1 protein-coding gene is annotated in these 255 nt (G+C 69.0%); it reads left to right on the forward strand.

Translation table 11 applies throughout. The features are described 5' to 3' along the window. A partial coding sequence (locus tag L9G74_RS21305; protein ID WP_238898787.1) for a hypothetical protein occupies positions 1-255 on the forward strand: 255 nt, incomplete at both ends.

Here is a 255-nt window from a genome sequence, read left to right on the forward strand (position 1 = left end):
GATTGCCTGCGAGTCGAGCGAGCCGAAGGTGCCGCCACCGTCGGGTGGCGTCCGGGGGATCAGGTCGGTGAAATCGGCGGGGCGATCGTGGTCATCGGCGGGTGGCGCAGCGAGCCTCACCTGAAAGAGCGCGATCGTGAGCCCGATCGCGACAACGGCACCAGCGGCGACGAGCGCGACGGTTCGCTGGTTCGTTCGACCCGCCGCCGCTCGGCGAGTGACGCCGCGCATCATGACACCGTAAGCGCCCATTTC

It is taken from the genome of Shewanella electrica (assembly GCF_022321485.1).
Classification (GTDB): domain Bacteria; phylum Pseudomonadota; class Gammaproteobacteria; order Enterobacterales; family Shewanellaceae; genus Shewanella; species Shewanella electrica.